Origin of the sequence: Rhodococcus sp. R1101, from assembly GCF_000278445.1 — a bacterium.
Classification (GTDB): Bacteria; Actinomycetota; Actinomycetes; order Mycobacteriales; family Mycobacteriaceae; genus Rhodococcus; species Rhodococcus gordoniae.
This window is the reverse complement of the sequence record NZ_AJVB01000186.1, coordinates 1-7,080: the sequence shown is the minus strand read 5'-3', so window position 1 is coordinate 7,080 and position 7,080 is coordinate 1. Positions and strand designations below refer to the sequence as shown.

9 protein-coding genes and 1 pseudogene are annotated in these 7,080 nt (G+C 69.4%); 1 reads left to right on the top strand and 9 read right to left on the bottom strand.

From position 1 onward, the window contains the following. A partial coding sequence (locus R1101_RS0112975; protein ID WP_016933847.1) for a siderophore-interacting protein occupies positions 1–370 on the bottom strand: 370 nt, incomplete at its 3' end. A gap of 98 nt (positions 371–468) precedes the next feature. On the opposite strand from R1101_RS0112975, the gene R1101_RS0112970 reads away from it, so the two are divergent. Next, positions 469–735: a DUF6953 family protein gene (locus R1101_RS0112970; RefSeq protein ID WP_016933846.1), complete on the top strand. Its 267-nt coding sequence runs from the start codon at positions 469–471 to the stop codon at positions 733–735. An 18-nt stretch (positions 736–753) separates the two neighbouring features. Here R1101_RS0112970 and dprA read toward each other — a convergent pair whose 3' ends face one another. From dprA to R1101_RS0112930, 8 genes and pseudogenes are all read right to left on the bottom strand, one after another. Further along, positions 754–1,887, bottom strand: coding sequence for a DNA-processing protein DprA (gene dprA, locus R1101_RS0112965; protein ID WP_016933845.1), 1,134 nt, complete (start codon positions 1,885–1,887; stop codon positions 754–756). Next, entirely contained in the window at positions 1,884–3,392 is a 1,509-nt protein-coding gene (locus R1101_RS0112960; RefSeq protein ID WP_016933844.1) for a YifB family Mg chelatase-like AAA ATPase, read from the bottom strand. The genes dprA and R1101_RS0112960 overlap by 4 nt, the downstream gene beginning before the upstream one ends. Continuing rightward, positions 3,392–3,766 (bottom strand): YraN family protein, encoded by a 375-nt coding sequence (locus R1101_RS0112955; protein WP_026003218.1) that lies wholly within the window; start codon positions 3,764–3,766, stop codon positions 3,392–3,394. The genes R1101_RS0112960 and R1101_RS0112955 overlap by 1 nt, the downstream gene beginning before the upstream one ends. 176 nt (positions 3,767–3,942) lie before the next feature. After that, complete coding sequence (locus R1101_RS0112950) at positions 3,943–4,257, bottom strand: DUF2469 domain-containing protein (RefSeq protein WP_006550963.1); 315 nt, start codon at positions 4,255–4,257, stop codon at positions 3,943–3,945. A gap of 37 nt (positions 4,258–4,294) precedes the next feature. Then, the gene (locus tag R1101_RS0112945; RefSeq protein ID WP_081494092.1) at positions 4,295–5,083 is read right to left on the bottom strand and encodes a ribonuclease HII; all 789 of its coding nucleotides are present in this window, start codon (positions 5,081–5,083) and stop codon (positions 4,295–4,297) included. Continuing rightward, a complete protein-coding gene (gene lepB / locus R1101_RS0112940; RefSeq protein WP_026003217.1) occupies positions 5,044–5,853 on the bottom strand; it encodes a signal peptidase I in 810 nt (269 codons plus the stop codon). The genes R1101_RS0112945 and lepB overlap by 40 nt, the downstream gene beginning before the upstream one ends. A 227-nt stretch (positions 5,854–6,080) precedes the next feature. Beyond that, positions 6,081–6,422, bottom strand: coding sequence for a 50S ribosomal protein L19 (gene rplS, locus R1101_RS0112935; RefSeq protein ID WP_016933840.1), 342 nt, complete (start codon positions 6,420–6,422; stop codon positions 6,081–6,083). 83 nt (positions 6,423–6,505) lie between these two features. After that, a pseudogene (locus R1101_RS0112930) lies at positions 6,506–7,080 on the bottom strand (hypothetical protein); the annotation flags it as partial.

The window sequence follows — 7,080 nt, the reverse complement described above, 5'->3', positions numbered from 1 at the left end:
TCTCGTCGCCGGCGAGCAGATGGAAGTCGGCGGAGCGATCGGGCCGGTAACCCGCGCCGGGTCCCCGCACCACGACCTGCGTGCCCGGTTGCACCGATCGAGCCCACGGTCCCGCGACACCCTCGTCGCCGTGGACGACGAAGTCGATCCAGATCTCTCGGGCGTCGGGGTCGACGCGCCGGACGGTATAGGTGCGGACGACGGTCTCGTCCCCTGCCGCCAACTCGATCTTCACGTAACTGTCGGTCTCCGGGCGGGCGGGGAACTCGCCGAATCCGTCCCCACCGAGCACGACACGAACGAAATGTTCGCCGATCGTCTCGGTCCGCAGGACCGTGAGTGTCGTCGATGCGGGCGCTTTCCGAGCCACCGGACCTCCAAATTAGGGTTACCTATTGCTGCGCCACCGTACTCTGTGGCGGGGTGCGGCGGGGACGTCACGATCGGCGACGCTCTAGGCTCGAGAACATGAGCACCACCGCGGCCGACATCGCCACCTGGATGACCGACATCATCACCACCGAACGCAGGGTCACCCAGACCGACATGGTCGACGCGATCGACGCCAAGTTCGGCTCCGACTGGATCTACGTCAACGACAACGGCCACCCGTCGATCGACCGGGCAGTCCTCAAGGAGTTCCGCAAGGCACATCGCGGCGCGGTGAAGTGGAACCGCGACGACCGCGCCTGGTACGTCGACGACGAGCCGACGGCGGGCACCTCGACCGAGTGATCGACGCTCGGGCACCGGTCACGTCCGCCGCCATCCTCCGTCCGTGGTCTCCACCAGTCCGTCGAGTTCGAGCAGGGGCAGCGCTGCCCGCACCCGCTCGATCGGCAGTCCCGCCGACTCGGCCACCATCGCCGGATCACTGACGTCCGACGCCGGAAGCGCCTCGTAGACCAGTGCCATGTCGCCCGACAATCCGTCCAGCTCGCGGCGGAACAGGCCGTCGCGGTCGTCGTCCCCGCCCGCCATCAGCGGACCGCACTCCTCGACGACGTCGCGCGCCACGCCCACCAGGCGGGCTTCTCCTTCCCTGATCATGCGGTGGCATCCCTGTGAGGCCGCCGAGGTGACCGGTCCGGGCACCGCCATGACCGGTCGGCCGAGTCGTCTCGCCCACGCCGCGGTGTTGCGCGCACCACTGCGCCACCCCGCTTCGACGACCACGGTGCCGGCCGACAGGGCCGCGATCAGCCGGTTCCGGGCCAGGAACCGGTACCGAGCGGGGGTCGTCCCCGGCGGATACTCGCTGACCACCAGACCGGACTCGGAGATCTGCCGCAGCATCGTCGTATGTGCCGCCGGATACGCCCGGTCGACACCGCACGCCAGGATCGCGACGGTGGTGCCACCCACCCCGAGCGCCGCGCGATGCGCGGCCGCGTCGACGCCGAAGGCGGCTCCGGACACGACCGTCCACCCGTCGGCGGCGAGATCCCCGGCGATCTCCGCGGTGACGTGCTCCCCGTAACCACTCGCGGCACGGGTTCCGACGACGCCGATCGCGCGTTCGGCCAGATCGTCGAGCCGCCGGCTCCCCCATACCCACAGTGCGAGGGGTGGCCCCTCGGCGTCGGTCGCGGTGTCGAGGGTGCCGAAGCCGAGCATCTGCCAAGCGGGCCATTCGTCGTCGTCCGGCGTCACCAGCCGCCCTCCGGCCCGCCCCAGACGCTCGAGATCCCGGGCCGCGGTATCGAGATGCGCCCGAACCGAATACCGCGCCGAGAGCTCGTCGCGGGTCGAACCCGAGCGGATCGAGGCCGCCACCTCGACCACTCCCCGGGCATCGACCGCCGCCGACAACGACCGCGACGCACCCTGCGCGACGGTGGACAGATACGCCCAGGCCAAGCGGCGTTCGTCCGGCTTCTCGTTCACGCGACACCTCGATCCCGGAAGTCGAGTGCGGCGGCGACATGCGTCGCCGACGGCGAATCCGAACCCTCGAGGTCGCTCAGTGTCCACGCGACCCGCAGTGCCCGATCCGCCCCGCGGGCGGTGATCGCGCCCTTGCGCAGCGCCCATTCGACCGGTTCGAGGGCGGCACGCGGGAGCCGGAACTTCTGGCGCAGGGCCGGACCGGGAACCTCGGCGTTGGTGGCCCAGCCGTATTCGGCCCACCGCTCACCCGCTGCGGCTCTCGCCCGGGCGACCCGCGCCCGCACCTCGTCGGTGCTCTCGCCGGTCTCCCCCATCAGTGCGCTCGTCGCGACGGCCTGCATCCGGACGCGCAGGTCGACGCGGTCGAGGAGGGGGCCGGACAGGCGTCCGAGATAGCGGCGGCGCGCGGTCGGCGCACATACGCAGTCGGCATCGCGTGGAGGTGCGCACGGACAAGGATTGGCCGCGAGGATCAGCTGGAACCGGGCCGGATATCGGGCGACGCCGTCCCGGCGGGCGATGCGCACCTCCCCGTCCTCGAGCGGTGTCCGCAGCGCTTCGAGGGTCTTCGTGCCCATCTCGGCGACCTCGTCGAGGAAGAGCACGCCGCGGTGCGCCCGACTCACCGCGCCGGGTTTCGCCATTCCCGTTCCTCCTCCGATCAGGGAACTCACCGACGCCGTGTGATGCGGTGCGATGAACGGTGGTTCGGTCACCAGAGGGCGATCGCTGGTGAGGGTGCCCGCCACCGAATGGATCGCCGTCACTTCGAGGGCATGACTCTCGCTCAGGTCCGGCAGTATCCCCGGAAGACGCTGTGCGAGCATCGTCTTCCCGATCCCGGGCGGACCGGTCAGCATCAGGTGATGCGCCCCGGCCGCGGCGACCTCGATCGCGCGGCGCGCCTCGTGCTGGCCGACCACTTCGCTGAGGTCGCCGCGCACCGCACGTGGCGGAAGGGCACGCGGATCGGGTCGTTCGAGCGGACCGTCTCCCTGGAGCCACAGCACCAGCTCGCGCAGCGTCTCGGCGCCGTAGACGTCGATGCCGTCGACGAGCGCCGCTTCGGTCATCGTCGCGGCCGGCACCACCACGCGCGACCAGCCGTGCCTCTTCGCCGTGAGCACGGCGGGCAGCACACCGCGCACCGGGCGGATCCGGCCGTCGAGCGCGAGCTCGCCGAGCAGCACCGTCCGGGAGACGGCCTCGGCCGGCACGACATCCGCGGCGTCGAGCACCGCGCACGCCAGCCCGAGATCGTAGACACTGCCGACCTTCGGCAGGGTGGCCGGCGACAACGCGAGGACGACCTTCGAATCCGGCCACGCGGCCCCGGAGTTCGACACGGCGGCGCGCACCCGGTCGCGCGATTCCTGAAGCGCGGTGTCGGGCAGCCCGACCATCGTCACACCGGGCAGACCTCGCCCGATGTCGGCTTCGATCTCGACGACCTGTCCGTCGATCCCGGAGACCGCAACCGACCAGGCGCGTCCGAGCGCCATCAGAGGACCTGCTTGCGGTGGGTGATCTCGGGCGCACGGCCCCGCGCGAGCAGCACGGTCACCACGTCCACCCGGATATGCGACCAGCGGCGCGTCTGCTCCGACAGCCACAGTCCGGCGAGGCGGCGGATACGCTCGGCCTTCGCCGGCGTCACCGCTTCGGCCGGGGTGCCGTAACCGGTACCCGTGCGGGTCTTGACCTCGACGAAGACGACGGTCGCTCCGTCCTGCACGATCAGATCGAGTTCGCCGTAACGGCTGCGCCAGTTCCGTTCGAGGACGACCATGCCGGCCGATTCGAGGTATTCCGTGGCGAGATCCTCACCTCGCGCGCCCAGATCCCGGTTGTGCCCTGTCCTGTTTCTCCCCTGCATACCCTCACTGTGGAGTACCGGGAACTGCGGATTCGGCCGCCGAGTGCGCGATCGCGGGATCTGTGGACGAGTGCGGTGCCTGTGGACAACCGCAGTCGGAGGGCCGCGGGGAACCGCTCGGTGTCGGCGTCCCCGTTAGGATGCGGCCGCTCGGCGCGGGTCCATCCCCGTGATCGTCAGCCCAGCTTGTCGGGCAGTCTCAGTTCGGGCTTGTCGAGCTCTTCGATGTTGACGTCCTTGAACGTGATGACACGGACGTGCTTGACGAAGCGTGCGGGACGGTACATGTCCCACACCCAGGCGTCGGACATGCGCACTTCGAAGTACACCTCGCCGTTGGCGTTGTGCGGCAGCAACTCGACCGCGTTCGCCAGGTAGAACCGGCGCTCGGTCTCCACGACGTACGCGAACTGACCGACGATGTCCCGGTACTCCCTGTACAGCGAGAGTTCCATCTCGGTTTCATACTTCTCGAGATCCTCGGCACTCATCGGTCTCGGTGTCCTCCCACTCTGGTGTGTCCTGCAATCATCCCGCATCCGCCTCGTCGGTGAACAATCGACGCCCGACATCGTCGGTGTACGGGCGACGACCCGGGTCATCGGCGAACAACCGGCGCCGCACCGCGGGCACTCCGCACACCGAGCGCACATTGGCCCACGACCGCCGGTGATGCGGTGACGGGCCGTGCTCGGCCAACGCCGCCATGTGCGTCGGTGTGCTGTAGCCCTTGTGTATCGCGAAGCCGTACTCCGGTACCTCGCGGTCGAGTTCGACCATCATGCGATCTCGGGTGACCTTCGCCAGGACGCTGGCCGCCGCGATACACGCGGCCGCCGCGTCGCCCCCGATGACCGGCAGGGACGGAGCGGGCAGTCCGGGCACCCGGAAGCCGTCGGTGAGCACGTAACCGGGTGGAGTCGACAGGCCTGCGACCGCCCGTCGCATGCCCTCGATGTTCGCGACGTGGATGCCGATCGCGTCGACCTCCGTCGCCGGGATCACCACGACGCTCCACGCCGGTGCGCGTCGCACGATGACCGAGTACAGCTCCTCGCGTGTGCGTTCGGTGAGCTTCTTGGAGTCGTCGAGCCGGTCGAGGGCGGCGTGCGGCCGATCGCCGAGCACACAGGCGGCCACGACGAGCGGACCCGCGCAGGCCCCGCGACCGGCTTCGTCGACCCCGGCGACCGGACCGAGACCGCAGCGCACGAGCGCGGACTCCATCGTGCGCAGTCCCGAGGATCGGCGGATCACAGGGCGAGGTGGCCAAGCAGTCACGAGGGCAGGATCTCCGGTGAGTCGATCAGGCCCCATCGGCCGGGAGGCAGCACGATGAAGCGGGCTTTTCCGATGACATTCTCGAGCGGGATGGCGCCTTGATGCTCGTCGCCCACGTGGTAACGGGAGTCGGCGGAGTTGCTCCGGTTGTCGCCCATCACCCAGACGTGCCCGTCGGGAACCGTGACGGGTCCGAAGCACCGCCCGGAAGGCACCTCGGTCTCGCATGTGACGACACCCGGCGTGAACGGGAAGTCCATGGTCACGTACGGCTCGTCGAGCGGTACCCCGTCGACCAGGACGCGACCCTGGTCGTCGCAGCACTCCACCGTCTGACCACCGACCGCGATCACGCGCTTGACGAGATCGTTCTCGTCCGGGGGCACGACACCCACGAGGGAGCCGATTTCCTCCAGTCCCCGCACGACGACGTTGTCGGAACGAGTGGAGACGTAGCCCGACGACCACGAGTCGGGTCCTTCGAAGACGATGACGTCGCCGGGCCGGGGATCGGTGAAGCGGTATCCCACCTTCTCGACGACGATGCGGTCGCCGGTGCAGCCCGGGCAGCCGTGCAGTGTCGGCTCCATCGATTCGGACGGAATGAGGTAGACCCTCGCCACGAAGGTCTGCAGCAGGAAGCTCAGGGCCAGTGCGACGACGACGAGGATCGGCAACTCGCGCCAGAAGGACTTCTGTTTCTTCGCCTTCGGGGCGGTGTCGTTCGCTGCGGGGTCCTCGCGCCGGTGGTGTGCACCGTCGGCTCGATCGCTCCGAGCCGAACCTCGAACGTCGTTGCGGTTCACGTCCGGTTCGGCCGGATCATGCGGGGAATCTGCCACCTCGACAGACTAGCGTCTGCCGCAGGGCGGCCCTCCGAGGACGACCATCGACCCCGCCGCCCGGTAACGGACCATCCCCGCAACGACGACGACCCGGCCGGGACGTGGGTCCCGACCGGGTCGTCGGATGCTCTATCGGGTGGCTCGAGAGCCGTGCCGAGCAGCCCGAAGGGCTTCTCGGCGGCCGAAGATCAGCGCTTCTCCTTGATCTTGGCAGCCTTGCCGCGCAGCTCGCGCAGGTAGTAGAGCTTCGCGCGGCGGACGTCGCCACGGGTCAGCACGTCGATCTTGGCGAGGTTGGGGCTGTGCACCGGGAAGGTGCGCTCCACGCCCACGCCGAAGGAAACCTTGCGGACGGTGAAGGTCTCGCGGACGCCGCCGCCCTGACGCCGGATCACGACGCCCTTGAAGACCTGCACGCGCTCCTTGCTGCCCTCGATGACCTTGACGTGCACATCGAGAGTGTCGCCGGGACGGAAGTCCGGGATGTCGTTGCGCAGCGACTTGGCGTCCAGAAAGTCCAGGGTGTTCATCGGTTGTTCATCCTCTTGTTCGCTCGAGCAGAGGAACCTGGCGGCGACCGCCGTGTGGCGGGCTCGACCGGTTCGTGCCCAGGTCAGGTAGGCGTGCCCGAACGGGGCAACCCGTCCATTGTGCCAGACGGAACATCGATCGAAGAAATCGGCGGCGGGGCCGGACGGACCCGTCGGTCCAGTTCCGCCTCGGTCGCGGTACGCGAGTGCTCCACACTGCCCCGCACGGTCTCGAGCGTCGGCGCCCCCGCGACGAGGTCCTGCACGAAGATCTTGGCGCGGATCACCGGACGTCGCACTCGACGCTCGCGCTCGAGCGCCCGGCCCATCCGGCGCGACCGCTCGCCGTACCGCCAGCGCGCCCAAGGGGCACCCGGCCGGGAGAGCCGGATCGCCCCGACCCACAGGAGCGGAACGACGAACAGCCCGACCAGACCGGTCCAGATCTTGCCCTTCGCCAGGACGATCGCGGCGAGGAGGAGGTTCACGAGCACGGCCACGACGAGGCCGGCCCGTTCGGCCCAGTCACCGCTGTCCTCGAAGTTCGTGGCGTCCCCCAGCTCGAACGGGCGCAGACCGAGCAGCCACATCCCGGTCACGGCGATCGCCACGAAGACGGCGTCGACGGAGACCCGCCCTCGCTCTTCCCTACGTACAC

What these genes read in the sequence shown, in the direction of transcription:
- R1101_RS0112945 (WP_081494092.1), bottom strand. Translation starts at nt 5,083, where the DNA reads ATGGGGCCTGATCGACTCACCGGAGATCCTGCCCTCGTGACTGCTTGG.
- R1101_RS0112960 (WP_016933844.1), bottom strand. Translation starts at nt 3,392, where the DNA reads ATGGCGCTCGGACGCGCCTGGTCGGTTGCGGTCTCCGGGATCGACGGA.
- R1101_RS0112955 (WP_026003218.1), bottom strand. Translation starts at nt 3,766, where the DNA reads ATGCAGGGGAGAAACAGGACAGGGCACAACCGGGATCTGGGCGCGCGA.
- R1101_RS0112970 (WP_016933846.1), top strand. Translation starts at nt 469, where the DNA reads ATGAGCACCACCGCGGCCGACATCGCCACCTGGATGACCGACATCATC.
- rplS (WP_016933840.1), bottom strand. Translation starts at nt 6,422, where the DNA reads ATGAACACCCTGGACTTTCTGGACGCCAAGTCGCTGCGCAACGACATC.
- R1101_RS0112950 (WP_006550963.1), bottom strand. Translation starts at nt 4,257, where the DNA reads ATGAGTGCCGAGGATCTCGAGAAGTATGAAACCGAGATGGAACTCTCG.